Origin of the sequence: Aquihabitans sp. G128, assembly GCF_019048865.1 — a bacterium.
In the GTDB taxonomy this organism is placed as follows: Bacteria; Actinomycetota; Acidimicrobiia; order Acidimicrobiales; family Iamiaceae; genus Aquihabitans.
Genome location: NZ_CP077604.1, coordinates 889739 through 909346, shown reverse-complemented (window position 1 = coordinate 909346; position 19608 = coordinate 889739). Strand labels below are relative to the sequence as shown.

The following is a 19608-nucleotide window of genomic DNA, read 5'->3' as shown; positions in this document are numbered from 1 at the left end:
GCGGGCTGAGCCGGTGCCCGCGTTCCGCGAGGCCACCGTCGCCGAGATCATCGAGCGTCGTCCCGGGCTCGTCCGGGCCCGCTTGGACGACGGTGACCGCGCCTACGCCCTGACCCAGCTCACCGGGCCCATCGCGGTGGGCGACCGGGTGGTCTGCAACACCACCGCCGTCGGCCTCGGCCTCGGCAGCGGCGGGTGGCACGTCGTCCACTGGAACCTCACGCGGACCCTGGGCCGAAGCGGGCCCCGGGCACCTGATGAAGCTGCGCTACACCAGCCTCCAGGTCGACAGCGGGGCGGGGGAGGAGCAACCCGGCTCGCTCCCCGAGCGGCTCGACGGCCTGCCGGTGGTGGCGGCCGGCGTCCACAGCCAGCTGCCCGTGATCGCCGCCGCCATCGCCGCCACCCGACCCGGCACCCGGGTGGTGTACGTGATGACCGACGGCGCCGCCCTGCCGCTGGCCCTCAGCGACCAGGTGGCGGCCCTCGTCGAGCGGGGCCTGCTGCACGCCACGGTCACCGCCGGGCACGCCTTCGGCGGCGACGTCGAGGCGCTGAACGTGGCTTCGGCCCTGTCGCTGGCCCGGCACCGCCTAGACGCCGAGGTGGTCGTCGTCGCGATGGGCCCCGGGGGCGCCGGCACCGGGAGCCGCCTCGGCTACACCGCCCTCGAGGTGGCCGGCGTGCTCGATGCCGCAGCCTGGCTCGGGGCCACCCCGCTGGCCTGCCTCCGCTGCTCCTCGGCGGACCCCCGGCCCCGCCACCAGGGGATCAGCCACCACTCGCTCACCGCCCTCGACGCCGTGCGCTCCGACGTGCAGGTGGCCGTCCCGCCCGGCGTCGACCCCCCGGCCACCCACCGGCACCGCTGGGTGCCCGTCGACCCGGGCGACCCGGCAGCCCTGCTCCGTGCCGCCGACCTCGCCGTCACCACCATGGGACGCAGCCCGGACCAGGACCCCCTGTACTTCGCCGCAGCGGCCGCGGCCGGCATCCTCGCCGCCCGAGCGGTCGGTGAGCCCGGACGGGGCGACGCGGGCGCCCCGTAGGATCGGTCGCCATGGCCCAGGCGAAGATCGAGCGGCTCATCACCCTCATGAACGCGCTGCTCGGCGCGCCTCGGCCCGTCACCGCCGCCGAGCTGCGCCGTCGGGTCCCCGGCTACCCGGACGAGGACGCGTCCTTCAAGCGGGCGTTCGAGCGGGACAAGGACGAGCTGCGGGAGATGGGGGTGCCGCTCCTGGTCGAGAGCGTGCCGGGCACCGACCCGCCGATCCTGGGCTACCGCATCCGCCCGCGGGACTACGAGCTGCGCGACCCGGGCCTCGACGCCGAGGAGCTCGAGGCCCTGAACCTGGCCGCCGCCGTGGTGGCGTCCGACGGCGGCATGGGCCAGCGCGCCCTCTTCAAGCTCGGTGGCGTGGCGGCCGCAACCGCGCCGGTGGCCGAGATCCCTGCCGACCCGGACCTGGTGGCCGCCTTCACCGGGGTGGCGGAGCGGCGGTCCCTGCGCTTCGGGTACCACGGGGTGGAACGGGTCGTGAACCCGTACCGCCTCGAGTTCCTGCGGGGCCGCTGGTACCTCAACGGCTTCGACCACGTCCGCGGCGAGGAGCGCTGGTACCGGATGAGCCGGGTGGAGGGCGGCGTGGCCCTCGACACGCCGCCGAGCGCGTTCGAGCGGCCGGTCGAAGCGGTGCCCGGCCTGCGCCTCGATCCGTGGGTCCTGGGTGGCCACACCGACCCCGTGACGGCCGAGGTGTGGTTCGATCCCGCCGTGGCCGCCGCGGTGCGCGCCGAGTTGGGCGATGCGCAGGTGGTGAGCGACGACGACTCGGGCCTGGTGGTGTCGCTCGTGGTGACGAACCGCGAGGGCTTCAGGTCCTGGCTGCTGGCCTTCCTGGACCGGGCCGAGCTGCGGTCGCCCCCCGAGCTGCGCGCCGAGCTGGTGGGCTGGCTCGAGGAGGTGGCGGCCCGATGAGCCGGGTCACCGCGGGCACCCGCATCCAGCGCCTGCTGGCCATCCTCCAGTGGGCGGCCGGCCAACCCGACGGCGTGCCCATCACCGAGCTGTGCGACCGCTTCGGGCTGGCCCGCCCCGAGCTGGTGAAGGAGCTCGAGATGGCCGCCATGATCGGCGCCGACTCGCTGCACTACGACGAGATGCCCTTCGAGGTCATCGTCGAGGACGGTCGCGTGTGGGTGCGCCTGTTCTCCTTCGACCGCCCGCTCCGGCTCACCCCGGCCGAGGGGCTGGCCCTGGTCGCCGCCGCCGACGCCCTCGTCGCCGACGACGCGGCGGACGACTCGCCGCTGTGGCGGGCGCTGTCGAAGCTGGCGGCGCTGCTGGGCATCGAGCCGGGGGAGGCCGTCGACGTCGACCTCGATCCGGAGGGCGGGGCCACGGGCCGCCTGCTCGCCGAGGCCATCGCGGCCGGTCGGCAGGTGCGCTTCACCTACTGGAGCTACGGCCGCGACGTCGTCGAGGACCGGGTCGTCGACCCGTGGCGGGTCTTCGCGGTGCAGGGCCTCTGGTACCTCGCCGGGCGCGCCGTCGAGCGCGACGAGCCCCGCCGCTTCCGCCTCGACCGCATGGAGGCCGTCCAGCAGCTCGACGAGCCTGCAAAGCCCGCCCCCGCCGACCTGGCCGCCACCGTGCGCATCCCCGACCGCCTGCCCCAGATCGTGCTCGACCTGCCGGCCGATGCCCGCTGGGTGGCCGAGGCCTACCCGGTCGTCGCCGTCGAGCCGAGCACCGACGGCCGCCTGGTGGTGACCCTCGCGGTGGCCGGCCGGTCCTGGCTCGAGCGGCTCCTGCTCCGCCTGGGACCGACGGCTCACGTGGTGCGCATCGACCCGGAGCTCGGCGAGGGCGACGTCCTCGCGGACGCGGCGGCCCGCGTCCTGGCCCGCTACCGCTGAGCCGCGCGCCGGCGCTCCTCGACGCGACCGACCCTCGGGGGCGCCGCGCTAGCGTCGCCCGTCGTGGCATCCGAGGCAGGCGACCCCCCCGAGCGAGCGCTCGCCCGATGCCCCCTCCGGCGACGGCGACACCGCCCTCGCCACCGACTCGGTCCGACGCGCCACCGAGGGTGACCGGTCGGCGGCGGTCGTCGAGGTCACCGACGAGGACGTCGCCGCAGCCCGACGGGCCCGAGCCGCCCGCAACGCCGCCAAGGCGGCGCCCCGCCGACGCAGCGCGCTGCGCTGGGGCGTGGTCGTCGTGGGTGCGCTGGTGGTGGCGGTCCTCGTCCGCACCTTCGCCTTCGAGCAGTTCTGGATCCCGTCTCCGTCCATGTCGAACACCCTGGTGCGCAACGACCGGGTGCTGGTCAACAAGCTGGCCTACGAGGTCCACGGGGTGCACCGCGGCGACGTCGTGGTCTTCGAACGGCCGAAGAACCAGGAGGGCACGATCAAGGACCTGATCAAGCGGGTCGTCGGCCTCCCCGGTGAGCACGTGTCGATCATGGGCGGCACCGTCCGCATCGACGGGCGCGTGCTCGACGAGCCCTACACCGACGGCCTCGAGACCGAGGCCAACGTCGGCTGCGGGCTGGGCGACACCAAGGGCATCGACACCGAAGCGGGCCTGCGCATCCCGGCCGGCCACGTCCTGGTGCTCGGCGACAACCGCGTGAACTCCCAGGACGGCCGCTGCTTCGGCCCCATCGACGAGGACTCCATCGTGGGGCGGGCCTTCGTGATCATCTGGCCCCCTTCGAAGATGGGAGGGCTGTGATGGTGCCGCCCGACGAACCGACCATCCCCGACGCCTCCGTCGCCGGGGCCACCGGCGAGCGCGTCCGCAAACGACCCCGCGACGACGGCGACGCCGCCGCTCCCGAGCGCGGCGGGCGACGCCGCCGCAAGGACAAGCCGCCCAAGTCCCAGACCCGGAACATGGTCGAGTGGGCCGCCGTGCTGTTCGGGGCGATCATCGTGGCGGTGATCGTCCGGACCTTCCTGTTCCAGACCTTCTACATCCCGTCGGAGTCGATGACCGAGACGCTGCAGATCAACGACCGCGTGGTCGTGAACAAGCTGTCCTACAAGTTCGGCGACGTCGAGCGAGGCGACGTGGTGGTGTTCGAGCGACCGGGCAACGACCCCGCCCTGACGGAGAAGGACCTGATCAAGCGGGTCATCGGCCTGCCCGGCGACCGGGTGTCGATCACCGAGGGCAGCGTGAAGATCGACGGCAAGGAGCTCGACGAGCCCTACACCAGCGGCCAGCCCACCGACGCCAGCGTGGCATGCGGGCCGGGCGAGGTGACCGGCCTCAACACCGCCGAGGGCCTGAAGATCCCCGCCGGCCACGTCCTGGTGCTGGGGGACAACCGCACCCACTCCCACGACGGGCGCTGCTTCGGTCCCATCGACGAGGACCTCATCGTGGGCCGGGCCATGTTCATCATCTGGCCGCCCTCGCACACCGGCGGCCTGTGAGCGTGCTCGGGCCCCGGTGGACGGGCCCGTCGCCTGCGTCAGGTTCAGGGTGCAAACTTTTGCAAGCAGTTGCGTACTCCAGGTAACCTCGCCCTCATGGCTCAGAGCAACGTCCTCAAGAGGTACCTCGACGCCGGCATGGCGTTCACCGCGATCACCCAGGCCAAGGCCGAGGCGCTGGTCAAGGATCTCGTCAAGACCGGCGAGGTCCAGACCGAGCAGGCCCAGGCCGTCGTCGCCGACCTGGTCGAGCGCAGCCGCAAGAACACCGAGGCCTTCATCGACCAGGTGCGCCAGGAGATCTCCTCCTCCGCCGAGTCCCTCGGGCTCGCCACCATCGCCGACATCACGCGGGTCGAGAAGCTGATCGAGGCCATCAAGCCCGGCGCCAAGCAGGCCGCCACCGCCGCCAAGAAGAGCGCGCCGGCCAAGAAGGCCACCGCCGCCAAGAAGACGGTCGCCAAGAAGGCCCCCGCCAAGAAGGCGCCGGCCGCCAAGAAGGCCGCGGCGAAGAAGGCCCCGGCCAAGAAGGCCGCCGCCGCCAAGAAGACGGTCGCCAAGAAGGCCCCCGCGGCCAAGAAGACCGCGAGCTGAGGCTCCCACGGCTCCCCGCCGGAGGCTCGACGCCGAGCTGGTCCGCCGGGGCCTGACGCCCGACCGAGAGCAGGCCCGACAGGCCATCGAGCGCGGCGAGGTGCTGGTCGGCGGCGCACCCGCCACCAACGCCTCGCGGCAGGTCGCCGCCGACGAGCCCCTCGTCGTCGCGGGCCCACGCGCGGTTCGTGGGACGCGGCGGCGAGAAGCTGGCCGCCGCGCTCGAGCGCTTCGGCCTCGACCTGACCGGTCGCCGCGTCCTCGACGCCGGGTCGTCCACCGGTGGCTTCACCGACTGCGCGCTGCAGGCCGGGGCCGCGGCGGTCGTCGCGGTGGACGTGGGCCGGGGACAGCTGCACCAGCGGCTGCTCACCGACCCGCGCGTGGAGGTCCACGAGCGGACCAACGTCCGCCACGTCGAGCCCGGCCAGCTCGGGGACCTCGCCGACGTCCTGGTCGCCGACCTGTCCTTCATCTCGCTGCGGACGGTGGCCGACGCGCTCCTCGCGCTGGTCCGGCCCGGCGCCGACCTGGTGTGGCTGGTCAAGCCGCAGTTCGAGGCGGCCAAGGCCGAAGCGGCCGAGGGACGGGGCGTCATCACCGACCCCGAGATCTGGGCGCGCGTGCTGCGCGACGTGGCCGGCACGCTCGACGAGCGCGGAACCGCCATCATGGGGTTGATGACCTCACCGCTGCGCGGGGCCGACGGCAACGTCGAGTTCCTCCTCCACGCCCGGGCCCCCGGGCCCGAGGCGGCGCCGCGCCCGGACCTCGAGGCCCTCGTGGCCGCGGCGCTGGACGAGGCAGGCACACGGTGAGCACGGTGGCGCTGTTCCTGCACGGCGGCCGGCCCGACGCCCTCGACCTGGGCGCCGACCTCGCCCGGTGGCTCGTCGACCGGGGCCACCGCGTGGTCGCCTCGCCGGACGAAGCCGCCCTGGTGCCGGGCGCCGGGCCCCGCCCCGAGCACGACGACGGCGTGCTCGGGATCGACCTGGTGGTGTCGGTGGGCGGCGACGGCACCATGTTGCGCCACGCGCCGGGCCGTGCAGGCCGATGCCCACGTCCTCGGCATCAACCTCGGCCAGCTGGGCTACCTCGCCGAGGTCGAGCCCACCGGCTGGGAGCAGGCGCTGGCGGGCTACTTCGCCGGCGAGCACAGCACCACCGAGCGCCTGCTCGTGGCCGCGCACCTGACGCCGCCGCCCAGCCCGGGCGCCGACGAGGAGACCGAGGGCCAACGCCTGTGGGGCACGCTGCCCTCGGCGCTCAACGAGGTGGTCATCGAGAAGCAGGCCATGGGACGCACGGTGCGCCTCGGGGTGAGCATCGACGGCGAGTTCTTCACGAACTACGTGGCCGACGGCGTCATCATCGCCACGCCCACCGGTTCGACCGCCTACTCGCTCTCGGCCCGTGGCCCGATCGTGGCGCCCACCCACCGGGCCCTGCTGCTCACGGCGGTCTCGCCCCACTCCCTGTTCGACCGCTCGCTGGTGCTCGAGCCGTCGAGCACCGTCGTGGTCGAGGTGCTGGGCGACCGGGCCGCGGCGGTGGCCGTCGATGGCGAGCACATCCGCGTGCTCCCCCCGGGGGCCACGGTCACCGTCGCCGCCGATCCGCGCCCGGCCCGCTTCGTCACCTTCGGCGGCCAGGACTTCCACCGCATCCTCAAGGCCAAGTTCGGGTTGAACGACCGATGAGCGCGCCGGTCCGTCCCGTGGCGCCGCGCGGCCGGCTGGTGGAGCTCGCCGTCACCGACCTGGGCATCATCGACCACCTGTCGCTCGTGCTGGGCCCGGGGATGACCGCGCTCACCGGGGAGACGGGCGCCGGCAAGACCATGGTGGTGGGGGCCATCGACCTGCTCCTCGGCGGCCGGGCCGACGCGGGGTTGGTGCGCGCCGGAGCCTCCGAGGCGGTGGTGGAAGGGCGGTTCGACCTCGATGGCGAGGAGCTGATCCTCACCCGGATCGTGCCCGCCGAGGGCCGGTCCCGCGCCTACGTGAACGGCCGGATGGCCACCGCCGCGGCGTTGGCCGACGAGGCCGTGGCCCTGGTCGACCTGCACGGCCAGCACGCCCACCAGTCGCTGCTGGCCACCCGCACCCAGCGCGACGCGCTGGACCGCTTCGCCGGCGTCGACCTCGCGCCGCTCGAAGCTGCCCGGGCGGAGCGGCGATCCATCGCCGAGGAGCTCGGCACGCTCGGCGGCGACGCCGGTGCGCGGGCCCGCGAGGCAGACCTGCTGCGCTTCCAGCTCGGCGAGCTCGACGGCGCCGGCCTCGAGGACCCCGACGAGGACCGGGCGCTCGACGAGCTCGAGGACCTGCTGGCCGGGGCCGTGAGCCACCGCGAGGTCGCCGGGCTCGCCGTGGCGGCCCTCACCGAGGAGCGCGGTGCCGGCGACGGCGTCGGCGTGGCGATCGCCGCGCTCGACGGCCACGCCCCCTTCGCCCTGCTGGTCGAGCGCCTGCGCTCCACCCAGGCCGAGCTGGCCGACGTGGCCGCCGAGGTGCGGGCCTCGGGCGAAGCCATCGACGACGACCCCGAGCGGCTGGCCGGCATCCGCGAGCGCCGCCAGCTGCTGGTGGACCTGCGTCGCAAGTACGGCACCGCCCCGGTCGACGACGAGGGGCGCCGGACCGGCGGTGGCACCCTCCACGACGTCATCGCCTACCGCGACGCCGTGGCCGAGCGCCTGGAGCGGTTGGAGAGCCACGACGCCCGAGCCGCCGCGCTCGAAGCCCGGCTGGCCGAAGCCGACCAGCGCGAGGCCAAGGCCGCGGCCGCCGTCGGCAAGGCGCGGCGCAAGGCCGCCCCCGCCCTGGCCCGGGCGGTCGAGGGGCACCTCCGGGACCTGGCCATGCCCAACGCCCGCCTCCAGGTCGCGGTGGGCGCCGAGGACCCGGGCGACGACGTCGCCTTCCTGTTGGCGGCCAACCCGGGCGTCGATCCCGCCCCGCTCACCAAGGTGGCGTCCGGTGGCGAGCTCGCTCGCTCGATGCTGGCGCTGCGCCTGGTCCTGAGCGAAGCCCCGCCGGTGCTGGTCTTCGACGAGGTCGACGCCGGGATCGGCGGCCAGGCGGCCCTGGCCGTGGGCCGCTCCCTGGCGGCGCTCGGCGCCGACCACCAGGTGCTGGTGGTCACCCACCTCCCCCAGGTGGCGGCGTTCGCCGACCAGCAGGTCCACGTCCGGAAGGCGGTCCGCGGCGGCACCACCGTGGCCGGTGCGGCGACCCTGGACGGCGACGACCGGGTGGTGGAGCTGTCCCGCATGCTCTCGGGCACGCCCGACAGCGAGCGGGTCCAGGGTGCCGCTGCCGAGCTGCTCGCCCTGGCCTCGAAGGAGCGCGGGCGCTGATGGCCATGGAGGCCACCGCCGCGCCCCTGGGAGAGGGCCCCGACGCAGCGGGCACGGCGCGCCGACCGGCGGACCAAGGCCCTGCTGCGCCGCATCCGGCCCGGCGAGGTCGCGGTGATCGACCACGAGGACCTCGATCGCATCGCCGCCGAGGGGCTGGTGGCGGCCCAGGTCGGCGCGGTCGTGAACGCGTCGCCGTCGGCCAGCGGGCGGTACCCCAACGTGGGCCCGCTCCTCGTGGTCGGCGCGGGGATCCCGCTGCTCGACAGCTGCGGGCCCGAGACGCTCGAGGCCATCGCCGAGGGGTCCCAGGTCGCCGTGGTCGGCAACCAGCTGTGGATCGACGGCGCCCACCGCCTCACCGGGCAGCGCCAGACCAGCGCCTCGCTCGAGGGCGTCATCGAGGAGGCCCGCCGGGCCATGGGCGAGGAGCTGGAGCGCTTCGCCGAGAACACCCTCAGCTACCTGCAGCGCGAGGCCCACCTGCTGGTCGACGACCCCCACATCCCCGACGTCGACCTCGACTTCCGGGGCCGACACGTGCTGGTGGTGGTCCGGGGCGCCGACTACAAGGAGGACCTCGACCTCCTCCGCCGCACCGGCTACATCCAGGAGATGCGGCCGCTGGTCATCGCCGTCGACGGCGGCGCCGACGCCCTCATCGAGGCCGGTGTCAAGCCCGACCTCATCCTGGGCGACATGGACTCGGTCTCGGAGTCGGCGCTGCGCTGCGGCGCCGGGCTCATCGTGCACGGCTTCGTCGACGGGCACGCCCCCGGCGCCGAGGTGCTCGACGAGCACGGGCTGGACTACGACGTCTTCGCGTCGGCCGGCACGTCCGAGGACATCGCCATGCTCCTCGCCTTCGAGAAGGGCGCCGAGCTCATCGTGCTGGTGGGCTCGCACAACTCCATGGTCGACTTCTTCGACAAGGGCCGCGGCGGCATGGCGTCCACCTTCCTCGTGCGCATGAAGGTCGGCCAGATCCTGGTCGACGCCCGGGGCGTGAGCCGGCTGTACCAGCACCGCGTCCGCAAGCGGGACCTGCTCCTGCTGGTGGGCGCCGCCCTGGCCACGCTCCTGCTGCTCGTGGCCGTCAGCGAACCCATCCGCCTCGTGTTCCGGGGCTTCCTCTTGAGCTTCCGGTAGGGACCCATGATCAACCTCCGCTACCACGTGGTCAGCCTGACCGCGGTCTTCCTCGCCCTCGCGATCGGGGTGGCCATGGGCACCGGCTTCCTCAACAAGGCCACCGTCGACCAGCTCCGCACCCAGATCTCGAAGGCCGAGGGCGGCATCAAGGCCACCAACGAGAAGAACGCCGAGCTCCAGGACGAGGTCGACCGAGGCGACTCCGCCGAACAGGCCCTCTTCGCCTCGGCCAGCCGCGTCGTCGGCGATCGCCTCACCGACGTGCCGGTCCTGGTGATCGCCAACGAGAACATCGACGGCGACTCGCTGGACCGCCTGCGCCAGCTGCTCGTGGCCGCCGGGGCCGACCTGCGCGGCACCCTCACCATCACCGACCGCCTGCGGCTCGACGCCGGTGACGACGACCAGCTGGCGGAGCTGCTCGGCACCACCGGCCAGTCCCGCCCGGTCCTGCAGAGCGCCCTCACCACCGCGGTGGCCACCGACCTGCGCAAGGCGGCCGACCGGGCGGTGACCTCCGAGGCCGGGTCCCCGGAACTGGTGCAGAAGCTGCTGGAGGCCAAGTACCTGGGCTACGAGGCGGCCGACGGCGGGGGAGACGCCAGCACCGTCCTGGCGGGCGGCGGCTACCGCTACGTCTTCGTCTCCGGCCCCGACCCGCGCACGCCGGACCTCGACTTCCTCGTGCCCGTGCTCTCGGCCATGGCCAAGGCCGGGCCCACCCGATCGGTGCTGGTCTCCGCGGCGGTGGGGGACCAGGCAGAGGAGACCCGGACCGCGGCGGTCGGCGCCGTGCGCAACGCGACCGACCTGCGCGACGAGATCTCCACCGTCGACGACCTCGAGACGGTCAACGGGCTGCTCGCCACGGTGTACGCCGTCGCCGACGCCGACGCCGGGACCTACGGCCACTACGGCCTGGGCTCGGGGAGCGAGGCCCCGCTGCCCGGCGCCTCGTGAGCAGCGCCACCCCCGACGTCGTCGACGCCGAGCCTGCCAGCGGCCTGGCCCGCTCGATGGCGGCCATGACCGCGCTCACCGCGCTGTCCAGGCTCACGGGGTTCGTCCGCATCGTGGTGGTGGCTGCGGTGCTCGGCACGACCTTCCTCGGCAACGTGTACCAGTCGGCCAACACCATCCCGAACGTGGTGTTCGAGCTGGTGGTCGCCGGGCTGGTGCAGGCGGTCCTGATCCCGTCGCTGGTCGCCCGGCTCGACCGAGGCGACCAGGCCGAGGCCGAGCACGTGGCCGGCGCGGTCCTCGGGCTCACCACGGTGCTGCTCACCGGCGTCGCGGTGGTGGGAGCGTTGGCCGCGCCGTGGATCGCCCGGGCGCTGTTCAGCGGGGGTGGCAGCGACGCGGCCCGGGACGCCCAGGCCCACCTCGGGACGATCTTCCTCTGGTTCTTCCTGCCCCAGGTCGTCTTCTACGCAGCCGGCCTCGTGGCCACCAGCGTGCTGAACGCCCACCACCGGTTCGCCCTGCCCGCCGTGGCGCCGCTCGCCAACAACGTGGTGGTCATCGCCGCCTGCGCGGCGTTCTGGTGGCTGCGCGACGGCGCCTCGCCGACCCTGCACCTCACGACCCTCGAGACGATCGTGCTCGCCGGCGGCACCACGCTCGGCGTGCTCGCCTTCTGCGGCCTCCCGGTCCTGGCGGTGCTGCGGTCGTCGTTCCGCCTGCGGCCCAACCTCGATCGCCACCACCCTGAGGTGCGCCGGTTGGCCCGCCAGGGGGCGTGGGCGGCGGTCTTCCTGGCCGCCAGCCAGCTGCTCCTCGTGACCGTGCTCGTCCTCGGCAACCGGGTGGAGGGTGGGGTCGTGGCCTACCAGGTCGCGTTCCAGTTCTTCCTGCTGCCTTACGCGCTGTTCGCCCTGCCGGTGCTCACGGGGCTGTTCCCGACGCTCGCCCGCCAACACGCAGCGGCCGACGCCACGGGCTTCGTGGAGACCACCGAGCGCGGCGTGCGCACCGTCGCCTACCTGGTCGCCGGGGCCGCAGCCCTCCTGGGGGCGCTCGGCGGCCCGATCAGCCACGCCGTCCTGTTCGGCGAGACGACGCCTCGCGGCGCCGCCCAGGTGGCGGGGGCGCTCGCCGGGTTCGCCCCGGGCCTGCTCGGCTACTCCCTGTTCCTGTTCGCCAGCCGGGTGAGCTACGCCCGGGGCGACACCCGCACGCCGGCGCTGGTCAACCTGGCCGTGGTGGCCGGCGGGAGCGTGGCGATGGCGGTCGGCTACGCCGTGGTGCCCGACCGGCACCGGGTGGCGGCGCTCGCCGTCGGGCACTCGCTGGCCTACCTCGCCGGTGCCGCCGCGCTCCTGCACCTCGTGGTCGCCAAGGAGGCCCCGCAGCGGCGGTCCCACCTCGCCCGGGCCGTCTCCGGGCCGGCGTTCGGTGCGGCCGTGGTGGCCCTCGTGCTGGTGGCCGGGACGAACGTGGTCCACACCTCGACGCGCACCGGGGCCCTCGCGCTGCTGGTGGGGCTCGGCTCGGCGGGCGCCGTCGCCTACGTGGGGCTGACGTGGGCGCTCGGCGGCCCACGGCCGAGCGAGTTCGTGGGCGCGCTGCGGGGGCGGCCGTCGTGAGGGCCCGCGCCGCCGGGGCGATCCTGGTCCTGGGCCTGCTGCTGGCGACGGTGCCAGCGGTGCCGTCGGCAGCCGAGGCGTCCCGCCCCACGCCGGTGGCCCCGGTGCGCCGCGTGCTGGTGGTGGCCATCCCGGGCCTTGGGTTCGACGACCTCACGCCTCACGCCATGCCGGCGTTTGCCGGCCTGGCCGAGCGGGGGGGGCGCTCGCCGCGATCAGCCTCAAGACCATCGGGCGCCAGACCGACCGCGCCGATGCCTACGCCACGCTGGGCGCCGGCGCACGAGCGGTCGCCCCGGTCTCGGAGGGCACGTCGGGCCGCTACGGCGAGGAGCGGCTGGGGAACCTCGTGACGGTGGCGGAACAGGTCGGTCGCCGCACCCCGCACCCGGATCGGTCGATCGACCTCCGCTCGGCGATCGTGGTCCCCGACCTGCGGGCCGTCGTGGCCGACAACGAGGGCCGCCACCAGGGTGCGGTGATCGGCGCGCTCGGAACGGCCCTGGCCGAGCACGGGTGGCAGACGGCGGTGGTGGCCGACCACGACCGCGGCGCCCACGTCGACCGCGTGGCGGCGCTGGCCCTCGCCCGCCCCTACGGCGACGGCCCGGCCGGGGTGCTCGATCGCGGCAGCGTCGGCTCCACCCTGACGACCGACACCAGCCCCCGCGCCAGCGATCCGCACGGGCTGGGGGTCACCGTCGGCGCGCTCGCCGCACCCCGCCAGGCAACCATTGTCGAGATCGGCGACGTCGCCTGGGCCGAAGCGGCCGGTGCAGGGCGGGCCGCCCGTCGCGCCGCCGTGGCGGGCGCCGACGTCGCCCTCGCTGCGGTGACCCAGGGGTTGGGGCCGAACGACCTGTTGATCGTGCTTGCCTCGACCGCCCCGTCGGGCCGGGAGCAGCCCACCCCGTTCCTGCTCGTCGGCCCCGGCGTGCGGCCCGGCCTGGCGGAGTCGGCCACCACCCGCCGCGCCGGCTACGTCACCCTGCCCGACGTGGCCCCCACCATCCTCGACGCCCTCGGCATCCCCGTGCCAGCGGCCATGAACGGGACGCCCATCACCGCCGACGCCGCTGGCGGGGGCGCCCGGGAGCGGATCGCCACGCTCCGCAGCGCCATCGCCGAGGCCCGCTTCGTCGACCGGGCGACCGGGGTGTTCCTGGTGACGCTGCCCATCGTCTTCTCGAGCTGGGCCCTGCTCGCCCTGCTGGCAGCGGTGCTCCCGCTCGGGAGGTTCCGGCCTGCCGCCCGGGGCTTCGTGCGGTGGATGGGCCTCGTGGTGGCCGTGGTGCCGATCACCACCTACCTGCTCGGGGCGGTGTCGGTGCGCACCTGGGGCCAGCCGGCGTGGTCCGGTGCCGCCTGGACCCTCGCCGCCCTCATCGGCGGCGCCGCCTGGTGGCTCCGCCCGCCGGTCCGCTCGGTGCTGGCCGTGAGCGCGCTGCTCTGGACCGTGCTGGTGGTCGACGTCGCCACCGGCGGCGCGCTCCAGTTCGGCACCGTGCTGGGCAACTCGCCCACCGTGGCGGGGCGCTTCGCCGGCATGGGCAACAACGCCTTCAGCCTGCTCGCCGCCTCCACCCTCGTGCTCGCCGTCGCCGCCTGGCAGGCGGTGGAGCGCCGTCGCCCGGGGGGACCGGCGCTGCTCGCCGCCGGCGCCGTCTTCGCCGTTGCCATCGCCATCGACGGGGCCCCGGGCCTCGGGTCCGACGTCGGCGGCGTGCTGGCGCTCGGCCCGGTGGCCGCCCTGACGATGTGGTCCCTGTCGGGTCGCCGCACGTCGTGGCGCCGGGCCGCTGCCGGCCTCGCCGGCACCGTCGGGGTGCTCGGCCTGCTCACGCTGGTCGACCTGAGCCGACCGGCGCGATCCCAGACCCACCTCGGGCGCCTGGCTCGCCGCCTGACCGACGGCGGGGGCGGCGGCGACGTCGTGATCCGCAAGGGGCTCGCCGCCCTCGCCTCGTTCCGGGCCTCCTCGCTGGTCTGGATCCCCATCTCCGCCGCGCTGCTCGCGGGGCTGCTGTGGGCCTTCGCCCGCCCGCAGGTGCGCGCCCTCCTCGAGCGGCCGCTCGCTCGCACGCTGGTCGCCGGCGGGCTCGCCCTGGCCCTGCTGGGGACGGCGCTCAACGACTCGGGCGTGATGGTGGCGGCCATGATGGCCACCGTGCTCGTGCCCGCCGCCCTCCACGTGCTGCTCTCGGAGCCGGACGGCGTCGGCGCCGCGCCGGGGTCCGCGCCGTGATGCGGCTCCTGGCCGCGCTGCTGCTCGGCGCCGGCTTCTCCGCGGCCGCCTGGCTGGGCGCTCGGGGCCTGTTCGCCGGGACCACCTTCGCCCGCCGCAACGTGCGCGGCATCGACGTCCCCGTCGGTGTCGGGGTGCTCGCCGTGCTCGCCGTCGTCGCCGTCGAGGCGTCGTTCGCCGTGGTCGACGCGGCACGAGGCCAGGAGGGCGGACCCGATCAGCTGGGCCTCCTCCTCGCCCTGGCCGCCGCGCTGGGCTTCGGCCTCCTGGGCATCGTCGACGACCTGGTGGGCGACCACGGCGACAAGGGCTTCCGGGGCCACCTGCGGGCGCTGGCGCAGGGGCGGCTGACCACCGGTGGGCTCAAGCTGCTCGGTGGCGGGCTCATCGGCATCGCCGTGGCCGCTCCGCTCACCGTCGGCCTCGGCCGCCTGCTGCTCGGCGCCGCGGTGGTGGCCCTGGCCGCCAACACCGCCAACCTGTTCGACCGGGCGCCCGGCCGGGTCACCAAGGTCGGGCTGGTGGCCCTGCTCCTCCTCGTCCTCGCCACGCCGGGAGCCGAGCGGCCGGCGCTGGTCGGCGTCGCCGCCGTGCTCGGCGCGGTCGGCGGGCTGTTCGCGTTCGACCTGCGCGAGCAGCTCATGCTGGGCGACGCCGGAGCCAACCCGCTCGGTGCCGCGCTGGGCCTCGGGGTGGTGGCCACCACCGGCACGGCCGCCCAGCTCGCGGTGCTCGCGGTGCTGGTCGCGGCGAACGTGGCGGGGGAGCGGACCTCCTTCAGCGCCGTGATCGAGCGCGTCGGCCCGCTGCGAGCCGTCGACCAGCTCGGTCGGCTCCGGGGCGACGATCCCGGCTGACCAGGGCTTCTCCGCCTCCGGACCACCGTCCGCGCGTCCAGGTGCCTTGACGGGTTACCGTGAGATCCCGTGACGAAACACATCTTTGTGACGGGTGGCGTGGCGAGTTCGCTGGGGAAGGGCCTGACGGCCTCCTCGTTGGGCCGGCTGCTCAAGGCGCGGGGCCTCAAGGTCACGATGCAGAAGCTCGACCCGTACATCAACGTCGATCCCGGGACCATGAACCCGTTCGAGCACGGCGAGGTGTTCGTCACCGACGACGGGGGAGAGACCGACCTCGACCTCGGGCACTACGAGCGCTTCATCGACGAGAACCTGTCCCGAGGCTCCAACGCCACCACCGGCTCGATCTACTCCGCGGTGCTCGCCGCCGAGCGCCGCGGCGACTACCTCGGGAAGACCGTCCAGGTGATCCCGCACATCACCGACGAGATCAAGCGCCGGATCACCCGCCTCACCGGGCCCGACGTCGACGTCGTCATCACCGAGGTCGGCGGCACCGTCGGCGACATCGAGATCCTCCCGTTCCTCGAGGCCATCCGGCAGTTCCGCCTCGACGTCGGCCGGGACAACGTCTGCTACGTCCACGTCACGCTGGTGCCGTTCATCGGCCCGTCGGGAGAGCAGAAGACCAAGCCCACCCAGCACTCCGTCACCGAGCTGCGCAGCCGGGGCATCCAGCCCGACGCCATCGTCTGTCGCAGCGAGGCCGCCCTCTCCAACGAGCTGAAGCGCAAGATCTCCAACCTGTGCGACGTGGAGGAGCGGGCGGTCGTCAACTGCGCCGACGCCGGCAACATCTACGAGATCCCGCTCGTGCTCCACGAAGAGGGCCTCGACACCGAGGTCTGCAAGATCCTGCGGCTCGAGGACGCCGGCGAGCCCGACCTCACCGAGTGGGAGTCGCTCGTCAGCCGGGTCGAGGCCGCGGTCAAGCCGGTGCGCATCGGCCTCATCGGCAAGTACGTCACGCTCATCGACGCCTACCTCTCGGTCGTCGAGGCCACCAAGCACGGCGGCTTCCACCACGGCGCCAAGGTCGAGATCGTCTGGATCCAGGCGGAAGAGGTCGAAGGGCTGCTGGCGGCGGACCGGCTGCGCGACCTCGACGGCCTCGTGATCCCCGGCGGCTTCGGCGAGCGGGGGGTGGAGGGCAAGATCGCGGCGGCCGGCTACGCCCGGGAGAACGACATCCCGTGCCTCGGCCTCTGCCTCGGCATGCAGGTCATGACCATCGACTTCGCCCGCAACGTGCTCGGCCTGGCCGGCGCCAACTCCTCGGAGTTCGACGCCAGCTCGCCCCACCCGGTGATCGACCTGATGGACAGCCAGCGCGAGGTCACCGACCTCGGCGGCACCATGCGCCTGGGCGCCTACGTCGCCGAGCTCGAGCCGGGCTCCAAGGTGGCGGCGGCCTACGGCAAGCCGGTCGTCTCCGAGCGCCACCGGCACCGCTACGAGTTCAACCCCCGCTACCAGAGCCAGTTCAGCGCCTCGGACCTCTGGCTCTCCGGTTCGTCGCCCGACCACCGGCTGGTGGAGTTCATCGAGCTGCGCACCCACCCGTTCTGGGTCGGGACCCAGGCCCACCCCGAGTTCAAGAGCCGGCCCACCAACCCGCACCCGCTGTTCCGCGAGTTCGTCGGCGCCGCGCTGCGCCGGGCCGAGGGCCGTTCGCCCCACCTCTTCGACCTCGACCGCCCGGTCGACCTGGTCGACGCCGAAGCCGACCGCGCCCTCTAGTGGCCGACCACGGCTTCCGGCTCCTCCACGAGGAGGAGCTCGCCTCCGGCCACCGCATCACCGTCACCCGCGCCACCTTCGCGGCGCCCGATGGCCGCGAGTTCGTGCGCGAGGTCATCCGCGACAAGCGGGTGGTCGCCATGGTCCCGGTCCTCGACGACGGCCACACGGTCATCCTCGTCCGGCAGTACCGCGGGCCCATCGACCAGCTGCTCCTGGAGATCCCCGCCGGGCTCTGCGACGTCGACGGCGAGGACGACCCCGAGGTCACCGCAGCGCGCGAGCTCGCCGAGGAGGTCGGCAAGGCCGCCGGCCGGCTGCAGCTCCTGGCCAAGGTCCACCAGTCCGCCGGCATCAGCGACGAGCACGCCCTGATCTACCTGGCCACCGAGCTCACCGACGTGCCCGACGACCGGCAGGGCCCCGAAGAGGACCACATGACGGTCGAGACCTTCGACCTCGCCGACCTCGACGCCGCCATCGCCGACGGCACGCTGACCGACGCCAAGACCATCATCGGCCTGCTCCGCGCCCGCGACGCCCTGGCCTGACGGGCGGCGACCGGTGGCCCTCGACGTCGCAGCCGACGCCCACCCCGTGCCGGTCGAGGTCGAGGACCTGCTCACCTGGCTCCGGGTGGAGCGAGGGCGGTCGGCCAACACCCTGGCGGCGTACCGCCGAGACCTCCGCGACTACGTCGCCTGGCTCGACGACCGGGGCACGGCGATCGCGGCGGTGGTCGAGCGGGACCTAACCGACTACGTCGGCCACCTGCGCGCCGAGGGTCGAGCCACCTCGTCGGTCAAGCGGGCCCTGGTGTCGGTGCGCGGCCTGCACCGCTTCCTGGCCGAGGAGACCGAGGGGGTCGCCGACCCGGGCGCCGAGATCGAGGTGCCCCGCGTGCCCCGCGGCCTGCCCAAGGCGCTGAGCGAGGCCGAGGTCGAACGGCTGCTCGACAGCGTCGTCGGCCACGAGCCGATCGCCCTCCGGGACCGGGCGATCCTCGAGGTGCTCTACGGCACGGGCCTGCGCATCGGCGAGCTGGTGGGGCTGTCGCTCTCGGACCTCGACCTCGACGCCGCGCTGCTCCGGGCCTTCGGCAAGGGCGCCAAGGAGCGCATCGTGCCCCTGGGCCGCCACGCCCTGCGCGCCCTCGTGGCCTGGCTCGGACCCGGCGGGCGACCCACCTTCGAACCGGAGCGCTGGGCCCGGCGCGGCGACGCCGAGGCGATCTTCCTCAGCACCCGCGGCGCCCGGCTGTCCCGCCAGAGCGCCTACCTGGTGGTGCGGGCCGCGGGGGAGCGGGCCGGGCTGGCCCGCTCGATCAGCCCCCACGTGCTGCGCCACTCCTGCGCCACCCACATGCTCGACCACGGCGCCGACATCCGCTCGGTGCAGGAGCTGCTCGGCCACGCCTCCATCAGCACCACCCAGGTGTACACGCTCGTCTCCACCGAGCGGCTGCTCTCGGCCTACCGAGATGCCCACCCCCGGGCCGTGATCCGCCGCTGAACGCCGTCGGCCCTGGTCAGCGGGGCCACGGACCGGACCGGGCCGGGACCCCGGCGCCGACCGAAGGGTCATCGGAGGCCCCGTGCTGGGTAGCCTGTCACCCATGTCCACGACCGACCAGACCAAGCTGCGCACCGACCTCGACGCCGAGCGCGCCGACCTCCAGCGCCAGCTCGACGAGCTGGAGAAGGACGGTTCCGAGGCTCCGGACTTCGACGAGAACTTCGCCGACTCGGCGCAGGTCGCCGCCGGCCACGGCGAGAACCTCACCCTCGCCGCCCAGTTCCGCGAGCAGCTCGGCGAGGTCGAGGCCGCCATGGGCCGCCTGGACGAGGGCACCTACGGCACCTGCGAGGTCTGCGGCACGGCCATCGGCGCCGATCGGCTCGACGCCATGCCCGCCACGCGCTTCTGCATCGACCACGCCTGAGCCAGTCCAGGCGCGGGGAGGCGACGACGTGGCCGGTGCCGGGCACCTGGTGAAGCGGTTCTTCGGGTCGGTGCTGCCGATCGGCCCGAGCGCGTCCGACCGCGAGTGGGCCCAGGCCCAGCTGCTGGAGGGCGAGGCCGACGTGTGGCGGCGCATGACCGCGGTCGACCGGCGCCACGCCGCCGGCGTCGCCCGGCGCGCCGAGGCCGCCCTCGGAGCGGAGGCCACCCGCCCGGTCCTCGCCGCCGCCCTGCTGCACGACTGCGGCAAGACGGTCTCCGGGCTCGGCACCTACGGCAGGGTCATCGCGACGCTCTCCGCCAAGATCGCGGGCCGCGAGCAGGCCGTGGTGTGGACCGAGACGCGTGGCTTCACCCGCAAGGTCGGCCTGTACCTCGAGCACCCCCGCCTCGGCGCCGAGCTGCTCGGCCTCGCCGGCTCGGCCCCGCTGACGGTGGCCTGGGCCGCCGAGCACCACCTCCCCGCCGAGGACTGGACCGTCCCCCTCGCCGTCGGCCACGCCCTCAAGGACGCCGACGACGACTGATCGCCCCACCCCGGCGAACTTGTGGGCCCACACCGCCGTTTCCGGCACCCTCAGCCCACAAGTTGCGGAGGGATCGACCCACCCCAGCGAACTTGTGGGCCCACACCGCCACTTTTGGCGCTCTCGGCCC

At 74.4% G+C, this 19608-nt stretch carries 19 protein-coding genes and 2 pseudogenes; all 21 read left to right on the top strand.

Features of this window, described 5'->3' with window-relative positions; genetic code table 11:
- Positions 1-13: 13 nt before the first annotated feature.
- Positions 14-214 (top strand): annotated as a pseudogene (locus tag KSP35_RS25580) (DUF3866 family protein); the annotation flags it as partial.
- 43 nt (positions 215-257) lie between these two features.
- Positions 258-1049: a DUF3866 family protein gene (locus KSP35_RS04265; RefSeq protein WP_216999219.1), complete on the top strand. Its 792-nt coding sequence runs from the start codon at positions 258-260 to the stop codon at positions 1047-1049.
- An 11-nt stretch (positions 1050-1060) separates the two neighbouring features.
- Complete coding sequence (locus tag KSP35_RS04260; RefSeq protein ID WP_216999217.1) at positions 1061-1981, top strand: YafY family protein; 921 nt, start codon at positions 1061-1063, stop codon at positions 1979-1981.
- Entirely contained in the window at positions 1978-2922 is a 945-nt protein-coding gene (locus KSP35_RS04255; RefSeq protein WP_216999216.1) for a transcriptional regulator, read from the top strand. Before KSP35_RS04260 ends, KSP35_RS04255 begins: the two co-directional genes overlap by 4 nt.
- Before the next feature lie 292 nt (positions 2923-3214).
- On the top strand, positions 3215-3742 hold the full coding sequence (lepB, locus tag KSP35_RS04250; RefSeq protein WP_216999214.1) for a signal peptidase I: 528 nt from the start codon (positions 3215-3217) through the stop codon (positions 3740-3742).
- The gene (lepB, locus tag KSP35_RS04245; RefSeq protein ID WP_216999212.1) at positions 3742-4449 is read left to right on the top strand and encodes a signal peptidase I; all 708 of its coding nucleotides are present in this window, start codon (positions 3742-3744) and stop codon (positions 4447-4449) included. The genes lepB (KSP35_RS04250) and lepB (KSP35_RS04245) overlap by 1 nt, the downstream gene beginning before the upstream one ends.
- 96 nt (positions 4450-4545) lie before the next feature.
- A complete protein-coding gene (locus KSP35_RS04240; protein ID WP_216999210.1) occupies positions 4546-5043 on the top strand; it encodes a phasin family protein in 498 nt (165 codons plus the stop codon).
- 37 nt (positions 5044-5080) lie between these two features.
- Positions 5081-5131 (top strand): annotated as a pseudogene (locus KSP35_RS25575) (hypothetical protein); the annotation flags it as partial.
- A 100-nt stretch (positions 5132-5231) separates the two neighbouring features.
- Positions 5232-5861, top strand: coding sequence for a TlyA family RNA methyltransferase (locus tag KSP35_RS04235; RefSeq protein WP_254126983.1), 630 nt, complete (start codon positions 5232-5234; stop codon positions 5859-5861).
- 228 nt (positions 5862-6089) lie between these two features.
- On the top strand, positions 6090-6746 hold the full coding sequence (locus KSP35_RS04230; protein WP_216999208.1) for an NAD(+)/NADH kinase: 657 nt from the start codon (positions 6090-6092) through the stop codon (positions 6744-6746).
- Positions 6743-8407 (top strand): DNA repair protein RecN, encoded by a 1665-nt coding sequence (gene recN / locus KSP35_RS04225; RefSeq protein ID WP_216999206.1) that lies wholly within the window; start codon positions 6743-6745, stop codon positions 8405-8407. Before KSP35_RS04230 ends, recN begins: the two co-directional genes overlap by 4 nt.
- A 114-nt stretch (positions 8408-8521) precedes the next feature.
- Positions 8522-9556, top strand: coding sequence for a putative cytokinetic ring protein SteA (gene steA, locus KSP35_RS04220; RefSeq protein WP_216999204.1), 1035 nt, complete (start codon positions 8522-8524; stop codon positions 9554-9556).
- Positions 9557-9562: 6 nt separating this feature from the next.
- Positions 9563-10519: a copper transporter gene (locus KSP35_RS04215; protein WP_216999202.1), complete on the top strand. Its 957-nt coding sequence runs from the start codon at positions 9563-9565 to the stop codon at positions 10517-10519.
- Positions 10516-12144, top strand: coding sequence for a murein biosynthesis integral membrane protein MurJ (murJ, locus tag KSP35_RS04210; RefSeq protein WP_216999200.1), 1629 nt, complete (start codon positions 10516-10518; stop codon positions 12142-12144). Before KSP35_RS04215 ends, murJ begins: the two co-directional genes overlap by 4 nt.
- A gap of 355 nt (positions 12145-12499) precedes the next feature.
- The gene (locus KSP35_RS04205) at positions 12500-14389 is read left to right on the top strand and encodes a hypothetical protein (RefSeq protein WP_216999198.1); all 1890 of its coding nucleotides are present in this window, start codon (positions 12500-12502) and stop codon (positions 14387-14389) included.
- Positions 14386-15246: a hypothetical protein gene (locus KSP35_RS04200; RefSeq protein WP_216999196.1), complete on the top strand. Its 861-nt coding sequence runs from the start codon at positions 14386-14388 to the stop codon at positions 15244-15246. The genes KSP35_RS04205 and KSP35_RS04200 overlap by 4 nt, the downstream gene beginning before the upstream one ends.
- Positions 15247-15315: 69 nt before the next feature.
- Positions 15316-16989, top strand: coding sequence for a CTP synthase (locus KSP35_RS04195; protein ID WP_216999194.1), 1674 nt, complete (start codon positions 15316-15318; stop codon positions 16987-16989).
- Positions 16989-17540 (top strand): NUDIX hydrolase, encoded by a 552-nt coding sequence (locus tag KSP35_RS04190; protein WP_216999192.1) that lies wholly within the window; start codon positions 16989-16991, stop codon positions 17538-17540. Before KSP35_RS04195 ends, KSP35_RS04190 begins: the two co-directional genes overlap by 1 nt.
- Before the next feature lie 13 nt (positions 17541-17553).
- A complete protein-coding gene (locus KSP35_RS04185; RefSeq protein ID WP_216999190.1) occupies positions 17554-18501 on the top strand; it encodes a site-specific tyrosine recombinase in 948 nt (315 codons plus the stop codon).
- A gap of 103 nt (positions 18502-18604) precedes the next feature.
- Positions 18605-18931, top strand: coding sequence for a TraR/DksA C4-type zinc finger protein (locus KSP35_RS04180; RefSeq protein ID WP_216999188.1), 327 nt, complete (start codon positions 18605-18607; stop codon positions 18929-18931).
- A gap of 28 nt (positions 18932-18959) precedes the next feature.
- Positions 18960-19478 carry an HD domain-containing protein gene (locus tag KSP35_RS04175; RefSeq protein WP_216999186.1) on the top strand — a complete coding sequence of 173 codons (519 nt, stop codon included), beginning with the start codon at positions 18960-18962 and terminating at the stop codon, positions 19476-19478.
- Positions 19479-19608: the final 130 nt, after the last annotated feature.